Source organism: Streptomyces sp. CA-146814 (assembly GCF_050942385.1).
GTDB lineage: Bacteria > Actinomycetota > Actinomycetes > Streptomycetales > Streptomycetaceae > Streptomyces.
Genome location: NZ_CP192068.1, coordinates 674,121 through 693,355, shown reverse-complemented (window position 1 = coordinate 693,355; position 19,235 = coordinate 674,121). Strand labels below are relative to the sequence as shown.

The following is a 19,235-nucleotide window of genomic DNA, read 5'->3' as shown; positions in this document are numbered from 1 at the left end:
CTACGAGCCGGTAACTGTTCAGGCTGTTGTCATGGACAACGAAGTCTCGACGACGCCCCCTGCCCCCACTCCGTCCAGGGCGCTGGCCACCGAAGCCGTGCACGCCGGACGCGACGACCTCGCCTCCCTCGGCCTGCACGCCCCGCCGCTCGACCTGTCCACCACCTACCCCTCCTACGACTCGCGCGGCGAGGCCGAGCGGATCGACGCCTTCGCCACCACCGGCGCCCGGCCGGACGGCCCGCCCGTCTACGCGCGGCTGGACAACCCGACCACCGGCCGCTTCGAGACCGCGCTCGCCCGGCTGGAGGGGACCGACAGCGCCGTCGCGTTCGCCAGCGGCATGGCGGCCCTCACCGCCGTCCTGCTGGCCCGCGCGAGCATGGGGCTGCGCCACGTCGTCGCGGTCCGGCCCCTCTACGGCTGCAGCGACCACCTGCTGGGCGCCGGACTGCTGGGCACCGAGGTGACCTGGACCGACCCGGCGGGTATCGCCGACGCGATCCGCCCGGACACCGGCCTGGTCATGGTCGAGACCCCGGCCAACCCCACCCTCGCCGAGATCGACATCCGGGCCGTCGCCCACTCCTGCGGCTCCGTGCCGCTGCTCGTCGACAACACTTTCGCCACCCCGGTGCTCCAGCGGCCCGTCGAACACGGCGCCCGGATCGTCCTGCACAGCGCCACCAAGTACCTCGGCGGACACGGCGACGTGATGGGCGGAGTCGTCGCCTGCGACGAGGAGTTCGCCGCCACGCTGCGCCAGGTGCGGTTCGCCACCGGCGGAGTGCTGCACCCGCTGGCCGGATATCTGCTGCTGCGGGGGCTGTCCACCCTTCCGGTACGCGTCCGGGCCGCATCGGCCTCCGCCGCCGAACTCTCGCGCAGGCTGACCGCCGACCCGCGGATCGCCCGGGTGCACTACCCGGAGATCGGCGGCGCGATGGTCTCCTTCGAGGTGTACGGGGACCCGCACGCCGTGATCGCCGGCGTCCGGCTCATCACGCCCGCCGTCAGCCTGGGCAGCGTGGACTCGCTGATCCAGCACCCGGCCTCCATCAGCCACCGCATCGTGGACGAGGGCGACCGGCAGGCGGCCGGGGTCGGTGACCGGCTGCTGCGCATGTCGGTGGGGCTGGAGGACGTCGAGGACCTCTGGGCCGACCTGTGCCAGGCGCTCAGCGACGGGCCCGTTCCGCGGAGCCGGAGCGCTGAGCGGGACGTCCATCCGTCGGCTGAGCCGTCCGCTCGTCCGGCCCGGTCGGCAGCTCCGGCTCCGGCGCGGTAGCCGGTGCCGTCGCACCCGTCCGGTCCGTCGTGGTCGCCGGCTGTGCCGCACTCGTCAGCCGCGCGGTGATGACCAGGGTGCCCTCCTCGATCTGGTAGTCGAGAGGCAGCTCCAGGGCGCGCATCGCCGCGACCATGCCGGTGTTACGGGACTGGGTGACGGCGTACACGCTCTCGCACCCCGCCTCCTCCGCGAGCTGCACCAGCCGGCCGAGCAGCTCCGCACCGATGCCCCGGCGCTGCCAGGCGTCCTCGACGAGGAGGGCCACCTCGGTCTCGTCGCCGTCCCAGAGGAGGTGGCCGAGCGCGACCAGCTTGCCGGAGGCGGTCTGGACGGCCAGGGTCCGGCCGAACCGCGGGCTCAGCAGGTGGTCCAGGTAACGGTCCGCGTCGCCGACGGGTCCGTGGTAGCGCAGGCTCAGGGTGCCGGGGGAGCAGCGGTCGTGCATCGCGCGGGCGGCGGCGAGGTCGCTGCGGTCCGCGCGGCGCACGGTGATCTCGTTGCCTTCGGGCAGCGTGAGGACGGACGCGCTACGGGGCACCCGCGGGCCGAGCCGGGCGTCCAGCTCCACCAGGGCGCGGGCCCGGGCGAACTCGGTCGGGGTGAACGGCAGATGGGGCCGCTCGACGGAGATGACGCCGCCGGACGGGTCGCGCAGCCGCATCACCGTTTCCTCCAGCACGCCTTCGACCGGGGCGCTCTGTCCGGTCGGTCGGCCGGTGATGGAGACGGCGGGCAGCGAGTGGATGGTGCACCGGCCGAGCAACTGGCGCAGCGCGAGCGGAAGTTCGGCGGCGTCCAGCGCTGTGCGGGTGGCCAGCGAGAGCACCCGGGTCGGGGTGTCGACCAGATCGTGGGTGTCCGCGCGCTCGATCCAGGTGGAGGTGCCGCCCGCGGCCGAGATCTGCCGGGTCAGCTCCTGCGCCGGGAACGCGGCGGGCGCCCGTAGCAGGAACTCGTCGACCGTGCCGTCCGCCAGCGGGTGGGTCTGCAGGGTCAGGATGTCGATACGGAGCCGGGCGAGCACCAGGCACAGCGCGGCCAGACTGCCCGGCGCGTCCCGCACGGTCGTCCGCAGCCGCCACAGGACCGTCTCGCCGGCACCTGCCCCGTCGATCGGGCCGGTGGCCGTCTCCGGTGCCGTATCGGAGGGGCCGGCTTCCCCCGGCTCCGGCGGGGGATCGTTGCTGTGGCGCTTGGCCCACCAGGTGGCGAACGCCGCCGTGGCCACCAGAGCCACGGCGGACGCGATGAGCAGGTAGGTCACATCGGAACGCTGCCCGAGCACATGGGGGATCGCATCTGTCACATCAGTCATATCCTTACTGTGAACGGCTGGTGTTGCCTGATCACGAACACCTTGTGACTGATGGGTTAAGTATGGATCTGATCACCTATCGTCGGTTTTCAGCCGTATTCTTCACTCCTTGAAGGTCTTCAGCAGGCGTGCGGCCTGCCGGACGGTCTGCGAGGACCCCTTCCGCCCGGACGTCGCGGCCAGCCCGGCGATCGGCCCGATCCCTTCCGTACCGCAGTGCTCGGCGCACTCCGCCGCCACGGCCAGCAGGTCCCCGAGGCCCCGGGGCGCCTTCTCGTACGCCAGCAGCGTGGGCAGCGCCGCGGCGAGCACGCCCAGCACGGTCCGGTACGCACCGGTGGCGGACGCCGTCCGGGCGGCGTCCGCCAGCCGGTTGACCTTGACCAGGTCGTGGTCGACGAGGACCCCCAGCTCGCGCCCGAGCAGCGCGCAGTCCAGCCGCCGCTGAGCGGCCAGCACGAGGAGCGCGTCCACGGCGGATATCCGGTCCTCGGGATGACGTGCGCCGAGCCCGTAGGCCAGCGCGAGGTGCAGGGCGACACCGGCCTCGCCGCCGGTCTCCACGAGCGCCGGGAGGAACCAGGCCCCGCCACGCGGGCCCTCGTCGGCGGTGTGGAGCAGATCCGTCATCAGCCAGGCGGCCAGCGTGTCGCCGTCCTCCGGCAGCGTGGCCGGCCAGTGCGGGCACTGCTCGGCGCCCCAGTGGTAGCAGGAGCGGGAGGCGGGCACATGCGGGCGGCCCAGCCAGTGGAAGGAGCGCGGGAACTCCTGCTGGATGACCGGCCGTTCCCTGGTGGCGAGCAGCACGTGCCGGACGCCGGACGCCGACCGCTGCCACCAGTTGCCGGCCGAGGGCCGGTCGCCGGTGAGCCCGTGCCGATGGACGGGCGCCACCGGCTCGTCGGCCCGTATCCAGGCGGCCAGCCGGTCGCCCTGCGGCGTGCCGAGCGCCGCCGCGGCCTCGGCGGCCACCGACGCGTCCTTCCGGCGCACACGCAGCAGCGCCTGCGCGAAGTCGGCGGGCCCCGGGGCGACGCCGAGGCGCTGGTACGTCCGCAGCCGCTCGACCAGCTCCGCCGCGTCCAGCGCACCGGTGTGCCAGGTCGGCGTGGCGAGCAGGAAGGGCACCCGGTCGGTCGCCACATCACCGGCCGCCTCCCACGCCCGGGCGAGCAGCACGCCGTTCAGCGCCGCGTGGGCACACGCCCCGGTCCCGGTCCACCGGCTCTTCCCCTCGACCACGGCCTGGTACGAGACCCGGCCGAGGAGTGAGCCCACCACCAGCGCCAGCGCGTCGCCCGTCGTCACGTACGACGGCTCGGGCTGCCGGTCGGTCCCGTGCTCCAGGAACCACGTCCCGGCCAGGGCCTCCCGCAACGCCTCCGTCAGCCCGGCCCGGTCGGCGCGGGCCACGCGGACCAGCCCGTCCAGCGCGCGCTCGAAGGCGGAGATCCCGGACGCGGCGGCCAGGGCGCCCGGCGTGGAGCTTTGCCAGGAACGGGACTTCAGCTGGGCCGCCACCTCCTCGACCAGCTCCGCCACGCTCCCCGGCGCCGGGCCGAGCCGGACCGGCTGGGGCACGGGCGGCAGCAACTCCTCGTACGGACCCTCCACCGCACCGCCCTCGTCCACCTCCCCGAACAACGCGGTGACCGCCTCCCGGTGGACCGGACCCAACCGCGCCGCCGCGAAGGACAGCTCCTCCCGCAACGCCGCGTCCCCGGCCGGAAGATGGCGTGCGATCAGCTTCAGCGCCCGCTCCTGGAGCGCCACGTCCTCGTTCCCGAACGCCTCGGCGACCACCGGAAGCAGCTCACCGGCCGTCGAACCGTCCCGGCCCAGCACCTTCCCGAGCAGGATCAACTGCCCGCGTACCAGCTTCTTCTCCCGGCGGAAGAGCACCGAGCCCGACACCTCCGCCAGCTCCCGCGTGGGCAGCTCGCCCCGCGCGTCCAGCCGCGTGAGCACGTCCTGGGCGTGGGAGGCGACCACCGGGACGGCGTCCGCCGCCATCCCCGTCCAGTCGCGGAGGTGGGCTCTCTCCTCGTCCTCGGTGAGGCCGAGATGCTGGAGCACGGTGAGGAAGAACCGCTGGTCACCCGTCTTGCCGCCGCGCACCAGACGCGTCACACACCGCTCGACCAGCTGCGACCGGTCGAGCACGCCGTCCGCCGCCAGCGTGCCGAGCGCGGCCGGCCAGTGGTCGGCGGCATCCGGTGTGTCGTACCAGCCGACCTGCGCCGGGAGCTCCTGCATCTCGAAGAGCCGGGGCGCGAGCACGGCGACGTGCGGGTCGGCGCGCAGGATGCCGACCAGCGGTACCCGGCCGCCCCGGCCGTGCCACCGCGCGGTGCTGATCCGCTCCGACCAGCCCTCGACCAGACTGTCCGTCGTCGGTATCGGACACGCGGCCATCCGGGCCAGCTCGCTGATGAACGTGTACTCCGCCTCGGAGTTGAGCGACTTCGCCGCCAGCCGGTGCGCGAGATCGCCGAGCCAGGCCGGATCGCGGTCGCCCAGCGCCACGAGGATCAGCGGGTACGGAGAACGGGACCAGCCGCGCAGATCGCGGCCGCCGATCCAGCCGGCGCAGCCCGCCGCCCCGGTGTGGCACCCGGCCCCGGCCACATGGAGGGCCTTGCGGATCTTGTCCTGGCGCTGCCAGTCCCAGCCCCTGGCCTCCTTGCGCAGCTCCTTCAGCTCGGCCAGCGCCGCCCGGCGGCCGGCCCCGTCCAGCCGGAGGACCAGCGCCGGAACCTCGCGGTGCGCTCCCGCGCGTACGGCAGTGAGCAGGTCGTTCATCGCACGCCTCCGGCGACCGTCGCCCCGCGCCGGACCATCGTCACGGCCAGGGCGTGTTTGCACGGGCCCCGCTTTCCCCGGTAGTCCGCCCACCACTGGCAGGTGCAGGTGAGCCGCCCCTCGCTCTCGCGCACCTGGTAGCGCCGGTCACCGGAGGCCACCGACGCCAGCGCGCCGTCCAGCGACACCGCTCCCGCACCCGCCAGCTCGCGGGCGGCGACCAGCCGCGGGTTGTGGCGCTCGGCCCGGTCCGCGTCGTACGGCAGTTCGCGGTGGAAGTAGGCCACGTCGGCCAGGTCGTAGCCGACCCGGCCCGCCGTGCCGAGCCGGGTGAGCGCGGCCCGCACCCGCTCGACGCTCAGCCCCGACCGCTCGGCCAGCGTGGCCGGTTCGATCGTGGGCTCCCAGGCGAGCAGGACGGAGACCAGCTCGGCGTCGGCCGCCGCCTCATCGGTGGCCAGCGCCTCCAGCACCCCGCCCTCGCCCGAGAACCCCCGCGCGGCGTCCGGCGACAGCGTCAGCGTGAGCCGCATGCCCGGCAGCACCACCTCCCAGGCGCTCGCCACCGGCGCACCGTCCACCACCGGAGGCCCGTACACGCGCAACGCCGTGGCATGGCGCAGCACCCGCTGCAGAGCCACCAGCCGCTCGGGCCCCGGCAGGCACACCGCACCCGGCACCGGCCGGGTCGTCGGCCGCAGAGCGGAGCCGGACGCCACCACCCACTGCGCACCCCGTGCCGCGTTGCCCGAGCCGCGCGGCAGCGAGCGCAGGAACGCCACCGCCCGCGCCGCCGACAGCTCGGCCCGCAGATCGAACCCGGCCGAGGCCACCTGCGCCTCCGCGAACCCCCGCAGCCACCGGTCCGGCAGCGGCACCTTCTTCTCCACCACCGGCCCGTCCAGCGTGGTGACCGCCAGCTCCTCCGGGCCCACCCGCAGATGCAGCGGGTCGTCCGCCGTTATCCGGGAAAGGGCGTCCCGCAGCGGATTGTTGACGTCCACATTGGTCGTACCGTGGCCCGTCCGCTCGCCGTCCAGCCCTTCCTGGAGCACATCGAGGCGCGCGTACACCCCGCAGCAGCCGGAGAACGACTCGAAGCGCAGCCGGTCCCCGTTCCCCGTCACCACCGGGTCCAGCGAGGCGGCCAAGGTGCGCTGGTAGTAGCGGGCGGCGGCCACATCGGCCACCGCCAGCAGACCTCGCGCCGCGATGCGCGGGGCGGAGAGGAATCCGGCGAAGAACCGGGGATGCGCCTCCGCCCCGCGCGGGGTGAGGCCGCCCGCGGTCTCCAGGCCGAGGGCGGCTCCCACCTGCGAGGACTCCAGGGCGGACGGGCGTGCGTAGGCCAAGGCCTGAACGGATCGGGTCATGAGGAAAACGGTAGGACCCACCACTGACAACGGGCCCAGGACCAAGGCTCGGAGGAGGCCCCAGCCAGCCCCGGAGCAGCCGTCCGCGCAGGTCAGCGGCGCTCCACCGCTGACCTGTACACGCAGGTCAGCGGCGCCCTCTCACTGACCGACACGCCCCGGCCGCAGCACCTTGCTGAACAGCACCGCACCGCCCTCCGCCCGCAGACGCACCGTCAGCTCCGCACTGTCGCCGTCGATCTCGACCTCTCCGAAGAACTGCGGCGACTCCATCGGCGACACATTGGCCCGGTCCGGCGCCCGCACGAAGACCCGGTCCGGCCCGAACGTGCCGTCCAGCGCGTTGGCCGGAAACCCTCCTGCGGCCAGCGGGCCCGAGACGAACTCCCAGAACGGCGCGAAGTCCTTGAACGCCGCCCGCTCGGGCGCGTAGTGCTGCGCCGAGGTGTAGTGCACATCGGCCGTCAGCCACAGCGTGCCGGTGACCTTGCGGTGCTTGATGAACCGCAGCAGCTCCGCGATCTGCAGCTCCCGCCCGAGCGGAGCGCCCGGATCGCCCTGGGCCACCGCCTCGAAGTCCGTCGCCCCGTCCGGGACCACCAGGCCGAGCGGCATGTCGGCCGCGATCACCTTCCACACCGCACGGGACTGCGCGAGGGAGCGTTTCAGCCAACTCAGCTGCTCGGCACCGAGGATGCCGGTCGTGTCGTCGGCCTGCCGGTTGGGCGAGTTCCGGTTCCGGTACGAGCGCATGTCGAGCACGAAGACGTCCAGCAGCGGCCCGTGGTGGACGGTGCGGTACATCCGCGAGCGCCGCGAGGACGAGCCGTACGAGCCGTACGGCGTCGACACCGGGAAGTACTCGTGGAAGGCGCGCGCGGAGCGGGCCGCGAGGATGTCGACGTTCTTCTCGGTGTAGCGGTCGTCGTCGAGGATCTGGCCGGGATACCAGTTGTTGCGCACCTCGTGGTCGTCCCACTGGACCACGGACGGCACCTGCGCGTTGAACCGCCGGACGTTGTCGTCGAGCAGGTTGTAGCGGAAGTTCCCCCGGCACTCGTCCAGCGTCTCGGCGACCTTGGCCTTCTCCTCGGTCATGACGTTGCGCCAGACCCGCCCGTCGGGCAGCGTCACGCTCGGCCGGAGCGGCCCGTCCGCGTAGACGGTGTCGCCGCTGCACAGGAAGAAGTCCGGGTCGAGGCGGCGCATCTCCTCGTACACCCGGTAGCCGCCGATGTCCGGGTTGATGCCCCAGCCCTGTCCCGCGATGTCCCCGGACCACAGGAAGCGCACGCCGTCCCGGCGCCGGGCCGGAGCGGTACGGAAGGTTCCGTACACCGGTTTTCCGGTACGGCGCGGATCGCGCGGGTCGGCCAGCGTGACGCGGTAGTGCACCTGCTCGCCCGCCGGAAGGCCGTACAGCGGAGTGGTGCCGGTGAAGTCCGACCCCGGGCCGATCAGTGGCCCGTACCAGCGCCGGGCCCGCCGGAAGGACTCGGTCGACGCGGTCTCCACCAGCATCCGGGCCGGCCGGTCGGAGCGCACCCACACCAGCGCCGACGAGGCGGTGACGCTCCCCACCTGCACGCCCCACGTCGCCTCCGGCCGCCCCGCCAGCGCCAGGGCGGGGGCCGCTCCGGCGGCCGTGGGCAGGGCGGCGGCCGGGACGAGCAGTGAGCCTCGCAGGACGGTACGGCGGCCGGGCGAGGGGATACGCGGGCGGTGCGGCATCGGAGTGCCTCCGGGGCGGTGGGCGGTACGGGCGGACGGAGGCCGCGCGACGCTCCGTCGGGCCGGAGCCGGTCTCCGCCTCCATGCCTAGTGGTACGCGGAGGCCGCCGCCCGAACGCCGGGTGAACGGGGCCGGTCCAAGGCGCCGTCAGACCCGGGCGCCCGGCTCCCAGGCGGCCGCGAGCAGCGCGAGGCCCCGGGCGATCTCACCGACGCCCAGGTGCGCGTAGCCGAGCACGAGCGCCACCGTGCCGTCCTCGGGCCCCGTGTCCCCGCAGTCGCTCAGTGGCCGCAGCGCGATGCCCGCCCCGGCCGCGCGGGCCAGGAACGCGCTCTCGGGGCCGAACCGTTCCGGCAGCCGCGCGATGATGTGCAGGCCCGCGGCGATACCGGTGACCACCGTGCCGGGGAAGTGCTCGGCGAGCGCGGCCACCATGGCGTCGCGGCGCTCCCGGTAGGCACGCTGACAGCGGCGCAACTGGCGGTCGTAGGCGCCGCGCGCGATGAAGTCGGCCAGCACCGACTGGTCGATGGCGGGATTGCCGAGGTCCATGGTCCGTTTGCGGGCGACGATCCGGTCGGTCAGCGCGGCGGGAGCGATCAGCCAGCCCAGCCGCAGGCCCGGAGCCAGGGACTTGCTCACCGACCCCGTGTACACGACACGCTCCGGGTCGAGCCCCTGCAAAGCGCCCACCGGGGCCCTGTCGTAACGGAAATCGCCGTCGTAGTCGTCCTCCATGATCACGGCGTCCGCCTCGCGCGCCCAGTCGAGCAACTGACGGCGGCGCTCGGCGGAGTAGGCGATTCCGGTGGGGAACTGGTGCGCCGGCGTGGTCACCACGGCGCGCACGCCGGAGCGCCGCAGCGGCTCCAGTACGATCCCCTCGGCGTCGAGCGGCAGCGGCGTCGCGTCCAGCCCGGTCGCCGCGAACAGCGAAGCGTGCTCCGGGCTTCCCGGGTCCTCCACGCCGACCGAGGCCAGTCCCTGCTCCCGGAGGACGAAGCCGAGCAGCGTCGTCGCCTGCGCCACCCCCGAACAGACCACCAGCCGCTCCGGATCGGCCACCACACCGCGCCGCCGCGCCAGCAGACCGGCCAGCGCCTCCCGCAGCTCCGGCAGCCCGCGCGGATCGGGGTACCCGAGCGCCGCGTGCGGCAGCCGGCCGAGCACCGTCCGCTGGGTGGCGGACCACGCGGCGCGCGGGAAGAGGGAGAGGTCGGGGACGCCGGGCCGGAAGTCCACCCGTGCGCCCGGCGCACGCGGCGCCAGATCCCGTACGGAATGCGCCGCCGCGCGCACGCCGTCGCTCACCCAGGTCCCCGCGCCCTGCCCGCTGCGCAGATAGCTCTCGGCGGTCAGCTGCTCGTACGCCTCGGTGACCAGCCCGCGCGACACCCCGAGATCGGCGGCCAGTTCCCGGCTGGACGGCAGCCTCGTCCCCGCGGCGAGCCGGCCCGAGCGCACGGCCTCCCGCAGCGCGGACCGGAGCGCGCGCCCTCGCCCGCGCGCCGGGGCGGCAGCGGCGGGCAGCAGCAACTCCCAAGCGGGAGAAGTGGAATCAAGACCGCCGCCTCCACCGTGGCTGCTTCCACCGCTCGCATTGGTCCCCGAAGACGTCATGGAAGTGGACCTTAAACCGGTCCGCTCCGAAACCTAGCGTCACCGTCATGAACGCGAACTCCTTGCGCGGAGCCCTCCTGGCGGCCTTCGCCTGTGTCCTGGTGGGGGCCTCCTTCACCGCCAACAGCGTCCTCGGCGACTACCCGTACGCGGGCGGCCAGGCGCTCCGCTACGGTCTGGCCGCCCTCCTGCTGGCCGCTCTGCTGCGGCGCGGCCCCGACCCCGTCGCCGGCCCGCTGCGAAGCCTCTCCGGGCGCCACCGGCTACGGCTCTGTCTGCTCGCCGCGGTCGGCATGGTCGGCTTCAATCTCTCGGTCCTGGCAGCGGAACGGACGGCGGAACCAGCCGTTCCGGGCGTCTTCGTCGGCTGCGCGCCCATCGTCGTCGGCGTCCTGGTCCCGCTCCTCGAGCGCCGGCGCCCGTCCCGTACCACCTTGTACGCGGCCGGCCTCGTCGCCGTCGGAGCGTTCACGGTCCAGGGGTGGGGCCGCACCGACCTGGCGGGCATCGGCTGGTCGGCCGGCGCGCTCGCCGGCGAGGTCGGGTTCGCCGTCCTGGCCGTACCGGTGCTGCGACCGCTCGGCCCGAAGCTGCTCGCGGCCACCGTGTGCGCGATCGCCGCCGTACAGTCCGCGCTGCTCGGCGTGGTGATGGACGGGTTCGCGTTCCTGCGGGTGCCGACCTCGACCGAGACGACGGCGCTGCTCTGGCAGGCCGTCGTCGTCACCGTGATCGGCTTCGTCTGCTGGTACATGGGCATGCAGCGCATCGGCGCCGAACGCGCCACCCTCTTCTCCGGCCTCATCCCGGTCTCCGCCGCGCTGACCGCACCGCTCGTCGGAGCCGGGACGTACGGCATGGCGCAGGGCGCCGGGAGCTTCCTGGTCGGCGCCGGGGTGGCGCTCGGCTCAGGGGTCCTGGCGCGCCGCGGCCCGTCAGCGGCTGGTGTCGAGGATGACGCGCGCCACCAGGGCCGGGTCGTCGTTCATCGGGACGTGCCCGCAGCCCGGCAGCCGCACGAGCCGGGCCTCCGGGATGACGCGCTTGGCGCGGACCCCCTGCCTCCGCAGCAGGATCCGGTCGCGGGTGCCCCAGGCGACGGTGACGGGAAGGCCCTTCACGTCCTCGGTGAAGGTGACGCTCCCGCCGGCGGCCAGCGTCTGGTGGAAGCCGGTCGCTCCCCGCAGCGCCAGGGTCTCGGCGACGACCGCCTCGGGTGAACGCCGTCCGGGCCGGGCGTAGATGGTGCTGGTCAGCGCCGTACGCCCGGCCGCCGTACGGGAGAGCCGCTCGATCGCCGGTACCGGAAGTGCCAGCGCGGCGCGGCGCATCGCCCGCAGGGTCGTGAAGGCGTAGCGGCGCTCCGGCTCGTTCCAGAAGCCCGCGGGCGACAGCGCGGTCACCGAGCGGACGAGCTCCGTGCGCCCCAGCTCCAGCGCGAAGAGACCCCCGAGAGAGTTCCCGGCCACATGCGGGCGGTCCAGGCCCAGCGCGGTGAAGAGGGCTCCGAAGATCGAGGGGACCGCCTCCAGGGTGTACGGAACTCCGTCCGGCAGCCCGGGAGAGGCGCCGAAGCCGGGCAGGTCGACGGCTATCACCTCGCGCTCGGCGGCCAGGACGCGCGTCACCGGCTCCCAGGCCTGGTGGTGGTGGCCGATGCCGTGGAGCAGGACCAACGGCTCTCCCGTACCGGTCCGTTCGTACGCCACCGAGACCGGGCGGGGGCCGTACGCCGCATCGACGGTGAAGGAGACCGTGGTGGTCATGGAGCCGCTCCCTGGAGTGGGTAGACATCGCGTCAACAACAGTTGTCAACAACAATTACCGTCCGGTAGCTTGGAGTTCAAGGGCTCCGGCGATTCCCGCTGGACAGCATCGGGCGGGTCGGCTGGGATGGGCCGGTGACAGCCGACCCCGCCACCGACGTCTTCGAAGAGCACCGGCCGGTCCTCATCGGCGTCGCCTACCGCATGCTCGGCCGCGTCACCGACGCCGAGGACGTGGTGCAGGAGGCCTGGCTGCGATGGTCGTCCGCGGCCCGGGACGGCATCCGCGAGCCGAGGGCCTTCCTGGTGCGGATCACCACCCGGCTTGCCATCGACCGGCTGCGCCACCTGAAGTCGCGCCGGGAGGCGTACGTCGGTCCGTGGCTGCCCGAACCGATGGTCACCGACCTCGGGGCGACCGTGCCCGACGCGGCGGAGCGGGCCGTCCTCGCCGACTCCGTCTCCCTCGCCGTGCTGGTCGTCCTCGAATCGCTCTCACCGCCGGAGCGCGCCGTCTTCGTACTCCGGGAGGCCTTCGGCTTCCCGTACGCCGAGATCGCCGCCGCCCTGGACCGCACCGAGGCGGCCGTCCGGCAGCTCGCCGGGCGGGCCAGACGCCATGTGGACGAGCGCAAGCCGCGCTACGACGTCGATCCGGCCGAGCGCCGCGACCTCACCGAACGGTTCCTGGCCGCCGCGTCCGGCGGCTCCATCGAGCAGCTGATGGCTCTGCTGGCGCCGGACGTCCGGCTCGTGAGCGATGCCGGAGGCAAGGCGAAGGCGGCGCTGCGGGCCGTCGAGAGCGCCGGCAAGGTCGGCCGGCTCCTCGCCGGCGTCGGCCGGGAGGTCGGGCCGGACTGGGACCTGCGCATCGCCGAGTTCAACGGCGGGCCCGCCGTGGCGTGCTTTGTCGGAGGAAAGGCGGACACTTTCTTCCAGATCGATGTGCGGGACGGCGTCATTCAATGCATCTATATCGTTCGCAATCCGGACAAGCTCGTAGGGCTGTCCGCCGTGTAGCCGCCCGCACTTTCCGGCCAACGTGAATCCGGATGATCTCCTCCCGCGACCGACCCGCCGAAGCCCCGCCACCGTCCCGGTGGCGGGGCTTCGTGCTGCGCGCGGCTCACGGCACCACGAACGTCTTGTGAACGCTCTACGCCAAAGTCCCGTTTCGTTCCGTTACGGAATAAGGATTGGTCTTGACCAAGGGGGTGCGCCGCCTTAGGGTCGCCTTAAGGCAGGAACCTTTAATAAATAGCGTCGCGGAAAAGCCGCTGGGCGATTGCGGAGGACTTGGTGGGGACCACGCAGCTGGAATCGGTGCAGGAGCCGAAGTACTGGCACCTCAAGACCGTGCTCAGTGAGGCACTCGACTCGGACTTTGCGGTGGGTGAGATCCTGCCGAACGAGCGGGACCTCGCGGCACGGTTCGGAGTCGCGCGCGCCACGCTCCGACAGGCTCTGGAGCAGCTCGAACTCGAAGGCAGACTGCAGCGCCGCCGAGGCGTCGGTACGACCGTCGCGCCGCCGCGCGTCGGCGTGGCCGTCTCCACCGCGCAGCACGAGTGGGCGGGCGGTGTGGCCGGCGAGGCGTGGCAGCCGGTCGACTGCGCCCATGAGGCGGCCCCGGCCGCCGTGGCCGCCATGCTCTCCACCGGCACCGAGCCGGTCCACGTGGTGCGCCGCATCCGCGACACCCACGGCCAGGCGGTGGCCGCCGAGCTTCTCTACGTACCGGCCTCCTCGGTCCCCGACCTCTCCGCGATCGACGCGCCGTCGGGCACCGTGCGCGCCCGGGCCGTGCTGCGCGAGCTGCACCGGCTGGGCCTGGAGGGCCAGGACCGCTCCGTGGAGCTCGGCTCGGCACGCGCGGACGACGCCAGGGAGCTCGACCGGCTCCCCGGCGCACCCGTCCTCGTCGTCACCACCCGGTACTTCGCCGCGGGCGGCACGGCGGCCGTCTCCATCGCCACCTACCGGGCGGACACCTGCCGGCTCACCTTCGGCGACTCCGGCGCGCTGGAGATCAGCCACGACGAACAGCAGGAGCGCCGGGCGTCCTGAATCCTGAAGGCGTCCCCGTACGCCTTCCGTACGCCGTTCGTGCCGCGCCTGCGAGAACAGCGCCACCTCATGGCGGCCCACCGGGAGACCGGCCGGGCCGCCATCGGCGTATCTCCCGCCCGCAGTCGACAGCCCGCCCGGGACCCCGCGATCAGCGGCGGGCCGTCACCGCGCCCTCCACGGCGAACAGCTGCTCCTCGACATGGTCCAGCGCCAGCCGCAGCGCCCCCGTCGCGACCGCGGCCTCACCGAGCAGCGACAACGTCACGCGCGGCGGGCGAAGACAGTAGCGGGCCAGCTCCTCACGCAGCGGCTCCAGCACCCCGTCCAGACCGGCGGCCCAGCCACCGACCACCACCAGCTCCGGATCGAGCGCCAGCACCAGCGCCGCCACGTCGTGCACCAGCCGCTGGAGGAACCGCTCGACGGCCGCCTGCGCCTCCGCGTCGCCCTGACGCGCCTTGGCGAACACCACGGCCACCGCCTGCTCGTCCAGCGGCTCCAGCGGCGTCCCCGTGGTCGACAGCAGATGTTCCGGCGTCACGTCCCGGCCCAGCAGGTGCAGCGCGCCGATCTCCCCGGCCGCCCCGCCGAACCCCCGGTGCAGCCGCCCGCCGATCAGCGAACCGGCTCCCGGACTCAGCCCGGCCAGGACGAAGACGATGTCGTCGGACTCGGTCGCCGCACCCTTCCAGTGCTCGGCCACCGCAGCCGCGTTCGCGTCGTTCTCCACGAGGACCGGGCAGCGGAAAGAGCGCCGCAGCCGCTCCCCGAGCGCCAGCCCCGTCCACCCCGGCAGCGCCGTGCCCAGCCGCACGGTCCCGTCCGCCTCCACGATGCCCGGGCTGCCGACACCGACGGCCCGCAGACTGCTCCGGGCCACTCCGGTGCGGCGCAGCAGGTCCGCGATCACGGCCCGCACCTGGTCGAGCCGCTCGTCCGCACCGGCCGTCTCCGACACCATGCGGGAACCCGCCCCGGTCACCCGGCCGTCGAGCCCCGACAGCAAGGCCGAAACCCGGTGCGGCCCGATCTCGACGCCCAGCAGATGCCCGGCCTCGGCCCGGAAGCGGAACCTGCGGGCAGGCCGTCCCTGGCGCCGCGCCTCACTCTCGTCGGGCAGCGCCTCGACCACCAGACCGGCCTCGAACAACCCCTCGACGACGCCTTCGACCGTCGGCCGGGAGAGACCCGTGATCCGAGTCAGATCCGTGAGCGTCGGCGAACCGGCCCCTCTCAGGGCGTGCAGTACCACCGCTGAATTGATCCGCCGCAGCAGCGACGGATCTCCCCCGGTCAGCCGGCTCACGGTGTGTCCTCCCAGCTCGTGCGCATGTCTGCCGGATCGTACTCGCTGCTCGCAGGGCCTGCGAGCGGCTCCGCAAGCCGGTATCGAGCCGCAACCTGCGTCGGCCCGGAGCCATGGAAGCGGAGGCGTACGTCGCGACGACCGCGTGCGTACGGTCCGGGGTACCCAACTTCGTAGAAATCGAACGGACATGGGGTTTCGCCTTCCCGACACCGCCGGCCGGCCCGGCGGCGGCCTCCGCGTTCGACGGATCCCGGGCCACCAACCGGAGCAGGCGCACGGCTTGCACGGTCTCCGCACCGGCGTACGCGGTGCCGGGGGCAGGGCAACGGCTGTCGGTGGCGGACGGTTTACTGACGGTATGACGACCGCACACCATCTCCGCCTCATCGACGGGATGCGCACCAGGGAGTTCCCCCGGGCGCGCACACCGTCGGTCTCGGGAGTCAGCGGACCCGGCTATCACACGGCATTCCTGCGCACCGACCACGAACCGTGGGACGACGACGAGCAAGCCGGCCCGGAGCACCGGGCCCAGTGCCTGGCGGAGCACGACGCGCTGCTCACGCTCCTCACCGCCCGCTGGGGCGAACCGCAGCTGGTGAGCCTGTGGAGCGCGCAGGAGCGGATGCTGACGGGCGAGGTGATACCGGAACCCTGGGCGGACCCGGTGGCCGGATGCGCGTTCGTCCGGCTCTGGCAGGTCGAGGAGAGGTGGGTCGCGATCGGGCTGGCCCTGGAGGACGGGGGACCGGGCTGCGAGCTGACGGTGCTGGTGACGGTCGTCGACCCGCCTTGACCGGGGTAGCCGGACCGGAACCGGCGTACGCCGCCCTGTCCCCGACGGCGGGAACCGGCGTACGCCGCCCTGACCCGGACGGCCGGAACCGGCGTACGGTCAGGGGTCAGCCGGAGAGGTCCGGCGCACGTACGGCTTCGCGCAGCCGGGCGTACTCCTCGGCCATCGTGCCGACCGTCCAATGCGCGTTGAGGCCACTAGGGTTGGGCAGCGCCCACACCTGGGCACCGCCGATCGTGCGCTCCTGCCGGCCGATCCGCGCGCGGGGCTCCCCGAAGGCCGTGCGGTAGGCGGTGATGCCGACGACCGCGAGCCACGCCGGCGCGAGCCGTTCGACCCGCTCGGTGAGTGCCGCTCCGCCCTCCCGGAACTCGTCCGCGCCGAGTTCGTCCGCCCGAGCCGTCGCCCGGGCGACCACATTGGTGATGCCGAGACCGAGAGGCAGCAGCTCCGACTGTTCCGAGGGCAGGAACTGACGGGGTGTGAAACCCGAGCGGTGGAGGACCGGCCAGAACCGGTTGCCCGGATGCGCGAAGTGGTGGCCGGTGGCCGCGGTCATCAGGCTCGGATTGATGCCGCAGAAGAGCACGCGCAGACCGCCCGCGGCCACATCGGGGACGATGCGGTCGCGGGCGGCGCTCAGCTCTTCGGGGGTCATGCGGTGAACGCGGTGCCGGTCAGAGGATCGAGCCGGGAGCGTACGCCGCGGCCTGCGGGTGCTGCTTGGTGATCTCCTCGATCCGGGACACCAGCGTCGCCACCTGGTCGCCCGCCGCACCCGTGAACGAGAGCTTGTCGGCCATCAGCGCGTCCAGCTGCGCCCGGTCGAGCGGAATGCGCTCGTCGGCCGCCAGCTTGTCGAGCAGTTCGTTGCGCTCGGCGCCCTGCTCCCGCATCGCCAGAGCGGAGGCGACCGCGTTCTCCTTGATCGCCTCGTGAGCCAGCTCGCGGCCGACCCCCGCCCGCACCGCGCCCATGAGGACCTTGGTGGTCGCCAGGAAGGGCAGGTAGCGGTCCAGCTCACGCGCCACGACCGCGGGGAACGCGCCGAACTCGTCCAGCACCGTCAGGAAGGTCTCCAGCAGACCGTCGAACGCGAAGAACGCGTCCGGCAGTGCCACCCGGCGGACCACGGAACAGGACACATCGCCCTCGTTCCACTGGTCGCCCGCCAGCTCACCCGTCATCGAGGCGTAGCCCCGCAGGATCACCATCAGACCGTTGACCCGCTCGCAGGAGCGCGTGTTCATCTTGTGCGGCATCGCGGACGAGCCGACCTGCCCCGGCTTGAAGCCCTCGGTCACCAGCTCGTGCCCGGCCATCAGCCGGATCGTCTTCGCCACCGACGAGGGCGCCGCGGCGAGCTGCACCAGAGCGGTCACCACGTCGTAGTCGAGAGAGCGCGGGTAGACCTGGCCGACCGAGGTGAACGCCTCGGCGAAGCCGAGGTGTGCGGCGATGCGCTGCTCCAGGTCGGCGAGCTTGGCCGCGTCACCGCCCAGCAGGTCCAGCATGTCCTGCGCCGTACCGACCGGGCCCTTGATCCCGCGCAGCGGATAGCGGGAGAGGAGGTCCTCCAGCCGGCCGTAGGCCACCAGCAGCTCGTCGGCCGCGGTCGCGAAGCGCTTGCCGAGCGTCGTGGCCTGCGCGGCCACGTTGTGCGAGCGACCGGCGACGACCAGCTCGCCGTACTCCGCCGCGAGCTTGCCGAGCCGGGCCAGCACGGCCACGGTACGGTCGCGCATCAGCTCCAGCGAGAGGCGGATCTGCAGCTGCTCGACGTTCTCCGTGAGGTCCCGGGAGGTCATGCCCTTGTGGACCTGCTCATGACCCGCGAGGTCGTTGAACTCCTCGATGCGGGCCTTCACGTCATGCCGGGTGATCTTCTCGCGCTCGGCGATCGACGCCAGGTCGACCTGGTCGAGCACCCGCTCGTAGTCGGCCAGCGCTTCGTCCGGCACCTCGATCCCGAGGTCCTTCTGAGCGCGCAGCACCGCCAGCCACAGCTGACGCTCCAGCTTCACCTTCTGCTCGGGGGACCAGAGGACGGCCAGCTCCGTGGAGGCGTAGCGGCCGGCCAGGACATTGGGGATGCGAGGCTTCGCAGACACAGCAGTCACGTGGACAGATTCTACTGTCGGTTTCTGCAGGCCAGCGCCGCGGGCCTCTTTGTGGCTTGCTATGAAGGCCGGCTGCGCGAGCCGGCTGCGCGGGCCGGTTACGGAGAGCGGCTACGGCGGGTGGCTACGAGGACGCGGTGGCCGGGCCCTCCTCGGAGGGGAACCGGCGCCAGCCCGTCACCGGGCCCGGAGTCTCGGCGTCCGACGGCGTGATCCAGAAGGCCGAGGCCGCCCCGGCGTCGAACTGGGCGCCCCACCGGCCGTCCCCGGAGGACCGGCCCGTGAGCCGGCGGCCGATCCACGGCCCCAGGTGGCGGCGGGCGAAGCGGATGTCGTCGGCCCGCCGGTTCGCCCAGCGCGGCGGCAGCGAGGCGGGGACCGGCTCCTGCCAGTCGAGCTCCGGCGGCAGCCCCAGCGTCTGCCACACCGCCTCCGCCACCCGCCGGTGCCCCTCGGCGGCCAGGTGCAGCCGGTCGGCGTCCCACATGCGCGGGTCGCTGAGCGAGGGCGCGGAGTAGAGGTCGACCACCGAGGCGCCGTGCCGGGCCGCCAGGTCGTCGATCAGAGCGAACAGCGCCTCCATCCGAGGACGGAACCGGTCGAACACCGGCCCGTTGCGCCCCGGGCTGCGCATCAGCACCAGCTGCTTGCAGGACGGGGCCAGACGCTCCACGGCCTCCTCCAGCCGGCCCCTGACCATGCCCATGTCGCACTTGGGGCGGAGCGTGTCGTTCAGCCCGCCGACGAGGGTCACCACATCGGCCTGCATCGCCGCCGCCGCGCCCACCTGCTCGTCGACGATCTGGCTGATGAGCTTGCCGCGCACCGCGAGGTTGGCGTACCGGAATCCGGGGGAGCGGGCCGCGAGCCGGGAGGCGAGGACATCGGCCCAGCCCCTGTAGGTGCCGTCGGGCAGCAGATCCGACATGCCCTCGGTGAAGGAGTCGCCGACCGCGACGAGACTGGTGTAGGAGGCATTCAATTCCATGGCCCGTCGATTCTACCGTGACAGCTCCCCGTACCGTCCGGCCGGTACGGGGA

The 19,235-nt window shown here is 73.2% G+C and carries 14 protein-coding genes and 1 pseudogene; 5 read left to right on the top strand and 10 right to left on the bottom strand.

Translation table 11 applies throughout. The features are described from left to right. The first annotated feature begins 31 nt into the window (after positions 1 to 31). Positions 32 to 1,288 carry a trans-sulfuration enzyme family protein gene (locus ACQP09_RS02950; protein WP_433395748.1) on the top strand — a complete coding sequence of 419 codons (1,257 nt, stop codon included), beginning with the start codon at positions 32 to 34 and terminating at the stop codon, positions 1,286 to 1,288. On the opposite strand, the gene ACQP09_RS02945 is transcribed toward ACQP09_RS02950, so the two are convergent. From ACQP09_RS02945 to ACQP09_RS02925, 5 genes are all read right to left on the bottom strand, one after another. Beyond that, the gene (locus ACQP09_RS02945) at positions 1,179 to 2,606 is read right to left on the bottom strand and encodes a GNAT family N-acetyltransferase (RefSeq protein WP_433395747.1); all 1,428 of its coding nucleotides are present in this window, start codon (positions 2,604 to 2,606) and stop codon (positions 1,179 to 1,181) included. The two genes, ACQP09_RS02950 and ACQP09_RS02945, sit on opposite strands and share 110 nt — an antisense overlap. Positions 2,607 to 2,708: 102 nt before the next feature. After that, the gene (locus ACQP09_RS02940; protein WP_433395745.1) at positions 2,709 to 5,408 is read right to left on the bottom strand and encodes a DUF6493 family protein; all 2,700 of its coding nucleotides are present in this window, start codon (positions 5,406 to 5,408) and stop codon (positions 2,709 to 2,711) included. Next, the gene (locus ACQP09_RS02935; RefSeq protein WP_433395742.1) at positions 5,405 to 6,781 is read right to left on the bottom strand and encodes an SWIM zinc finger family protein; all 1,377 of its coding nucleotides are present in this window, start codon (positions 6,779 to 6,781) and stop codon (positions 5,405 to 5,407) included. Before ACQP09_RS02935 ends, ACQP09_RS02940 begins: the two co-directional genes overlap by 4 nt. Before the next feature lie 141 nt (positions 6,782 to 6,922). Beyond that, positions 6,923 to 8,512: an alkaline phosphatase D family protein gene (locus tag ACQP09_RS02930; protein WP_433395740.1), complete on the bottom strand. Its 1,590-nt coding sequence runs from the start codon at positions 8,510 to 8,512 to the stop codon at positions 6,923 to 6,925. Positions 8,513 to 8,660: 148 nt separating this feature from the next. After that, positions 8,661 to 10,133 carry a PLP-dependent aminotransferase family protein gene (locus ACQP09_RS02925; protein WP_433395738.1) on the bottom strand — a complete coding sequence of 491 codons (1,473 nt, stop codon included), beginning with the start codon at positions 10,131 to 10,133 and terminating at the stop codon, positions 8,661 to 8,663. Between the two features lie 47 nt (positions 10,134 to 10,180). On the opposite strand from ACQP09_RS02925, the pseudogene ACQP09_RS02920 reads away from it, so the two are divergent. Further along, a pseudogene (locus tag ACQP09_RS02920) lies at positions 10,181 to 11,026 on the top strand (DMT family transporter); the annotation flags it as partial. Positions 11,027 to 11,068: 42 nt separating this feature from the next. On the opposite strand, the gene ACQP09_RS02915 reads toward ACQP09_RS02920, so the two are convergent. Continuing rightward, a complete protein-coding gene (locus ACQP09_RS02915; protein ID WP_433395736.1) occupies positions 11,069 to 11,899 on the bottom strand; it encodes an alpha/beta fold hydrolase in 831 nt (276 codons plus the stop codon). Between the two features lie 135 nt (positions 11,900 to 12,034). On the opposite strand from ACQP09_RS02915, the gene ACQP09_RS02910 reads away from it, so the two are divergent. Further along, on the top strand, positions 12,035 to 12,919 hold the full coding sequence (locus ACQP09_RS02910; RefSeq protein ID WP_433395734.1) for an RNA polymerase sigma-70 factor: 885 nt from the start codon (positions 12,035 to 12,037) through the stop codon (positions 12,917 to 12,919). 279 nt (positions 12,920 to 13,198) lie between these two features. Next, a complete protein-coding gene (locus tag ACQP09_RS02905) occupies positions 13,199 to 13,966 on the top strand; it encodes a GntR family transcriptional regulator (RefSeq protein WP_433395732.1) in 768 nt (255 codons plus the stop codon). 151 nt (positions 13,967 to 14,117) lie between these two features. Here ACQP09_RS02905 and ACQP09_RS02900 read toward each other — a convergent pair whose 3' ends face one another. Next, entirely contained in the window at positions 14,118 to 15,275 is a 1,158-nt protein-coding gene (locus tag ACQP09_RS02900; RefSeq protein ID WP_433395730.1) for an ROK family protein, read from the bottom strand. 361 nt (positions 15,276 to 15,636) lie between these two features. Between ACQP09_RS02900 and ACQP09_RS02895 the strand changes: the two genes are divergently transcribed. After that, the gene (locus ACQP09_RS02895; protein WP_433395728.1) at positions 15,637 to 16,074 is read left to right on the top strand and encodes a hypothetical protein; all 438 of its coding nucleotides are present in this window, start codon (positions 15,637 to 15,639) and stop codon (positions 16,072 to 16,074) included. 106 nt (positions 16,075 to 16,180) lie between these two features. Here the strand turns inward: ACQP09_RS02895 and mug are convergent, their stop codons facing one another. The 3 genes from mug to ACQP09_RS02880 form a co-directional block, all read right to left on the bottom strand. Then, a complete protein-coding gene (gene mug / locus ACQP09_RS02890) occupies positions 16,181 to 16,732 on the bottom strand; it encodes a G/U mismatch-specific DNA glycosylase (RefSeq protein WP_433395726.1) in 552 nt (183 codons plus the stop codon). Between the two features lie 19 nt (positions 16,733 to 16,751). Continuing rightward, positions 16,752 to 18,194 carry an adenylosuccinate lyase gene (purB, locus tag ACQP09_RS02885; RefSeq protein ID WP_433395725.1) on the bottom strand — a complete coding sequence of 481 codons (1,443 nt, stop codon included), beginning with the start codon at positions 18,192 to 18,194 and terminating at the stop codon, positions 16,752 to 16,754. Positions 18,195 to 18,318: 124 nt separating this feature from the next. Beyond that, complete coding sequence (locus tag ACQP09_RS02880; RefSeq protein WP_433395723.1) at positions 18,319 to 19,182, bottom strand: SGNH/GDSL hydrolase family protein; 864 nt, start codon at positions 19,180 to 19,182, stop codon at positions 18,319 to 18,321. Positions 19,183 to 19,235: the final 53 nt, after the last annotated feature.